This window comes from Scopulibacillus darangshiensis (genome assembly GCF_004341035.1).
In the GTDB taxonomy this organism is placed as follows: Bacteria; Bacillota; Bacilli; order Bacillales; family Sporolactobacillaceae; genus Scopulibacillus; species Scopulibacillus darangshiensis.
Genome location: NZ_SLXK01000093.1, coordinates 1 through 1,453 on the forward strand (window position 1 = coordinate 1; position 1,453 = coordinate 1,453).

Consider the following 1,453-nt stretch of genomic DNA (forward strand, 5'->3'; position numbering starts at 1 on the left):
TGTTATTGTACCTATATAGTAGACAGTTTTAGAAAACCGCACTCTGGATATAAATGTGTATAAAAATAGAACGGAGGCGGATTGAAATTGGATAGAAGAAATCCTAGAAAATATCCATATGATTTAAAGAAACAGGTTGTGGAAATGTACCTTGAGGGTCATCCCTTAAATGAACTTGTAGAAAAATTTGATCTTGGAAATGTAAGAAGAGTATATGAATGGGCTAAAAGAGTTAGAGAAGGCGGGTATAAAGCTCTAAATGATCAAAGAGGGTTGAAAAGTAAAGGAAAAAGACGAAAAAATGGGGAGACGCCAGAAGAAGAGATTGAGCGTCTAAAATTGGAAAATCAATATTTAAAAAAGTTGTTGGATCTGAAAAGGGGGTGAACGACAAAGGAGAACAATTTGCCTTTATTCATGCAAATGCGGGCCGTGTTCCTGTAACGAAACTTATTAAGATGACATCGGTTTCTCGGTCCGGATACTATAAATGGGTAGCGAATAAAGGTGGGAATGTCCAAGATTTAAAGGATGAGGAATTACTTCAATATATCATAAAAATCTTCGATGAACACAAAGGGACGTATGGTAGAAAACGTATCAAGATGGCGCTATGGGACGATTTCCGAATGACGGTCAATGAAAAGCGAATCTCACGAATCATGCGCAAGTATGGATTACAGTGTAAGATTCGAAGAAAGCGGTTCAAAAACAGGCCCCAACCTCACGGTGATATACCAAACATTTTGAATCGAAATTTTAAAGCGTTAAAGCCCGGTATTAAATTTGCCATTGATATAACCTATATTGCTGTAAAAAAAGGATCTCATCGTTGGGTGTATGTTTGTGCGATAAAAGACTTATTTAACCAAGAAATTGTGGGGTATTCATTGGGTACAAGCCAAGGGATGGGATTGGTGTATCGAGCCCTGGGAGAACTGAAAAAATGTGGGTTTGCGAAAGGAGCCATCCTACATAGTGATCAAGGCTTCCAGTTCACAAACCCAAGATACAAGAAGCGTCTAATAGATATGGGATTAACCCAATCCATGTCCCGCAGAGGCAACTGCTGGGACAATGCCTGCATTGAGAATTTCTTTGGCCATCTTAAGTGTGAAATGCCTCATTTTGATCAACCTAAGACGGTCCACGACATTCAAAATGCAGTAGAAAGCTTCATTTATTATTACAATTATAAACGGATTCAAACAAAATTAAAAATGAGTCCTGTAAAATATCGTAAACAGGCGGCTTAAAACGACAAAATGAATGCCAGCCATTCCATTATAAGCCATACCCTCTTCACCTAGGAGGTTCAGTCAAGGGTGCCTTTTCCCTTGACGGGTTCTCTGTAGATGAAGGACAATTTGGCATAAATGGAAGGGATAGATGTAGGACACAAATACACAAATGTGTGCGTTTTTAAAGTGTCTACTTGACAGGGGCATGTTCA

2 protein-coding genes are annotated in these 1,453 nt (G+C 38.7%); both read left to right on the forward strand.

Annotated elements, in window-relative coordinates; all coding sequences use genetic code 11:
* The first annotated feature begins 87 nt into the window (after positions 1 to 87).
* The gene (locus EV207_RS22845) at positions 88 to 387 is read left to right on the forward strand and encodes a helix-turn-helix domain-containing protein (protein WP_165887053.1); all 300 of its coding nucleotides are present in this window, start codon (positions 88 to 90) and stop codon (positions 385 to 387) included.
* Complete coding sequence (locus tag EV207_RS22850) at positions 384 to 1,256, forward strand: IS3 family transposase (protein ID WP_165887054.1); 873 nt, start codon at positions 384 to 386, stop codon at positions 1,254 to 1,256. Before EV207_RS22845 ends, EV207_RS22850 begins: the two co-directional genes overlap by 4 nt.
* Positions 1,257 to 1,453: the final 197 nt, after the last annotated feature.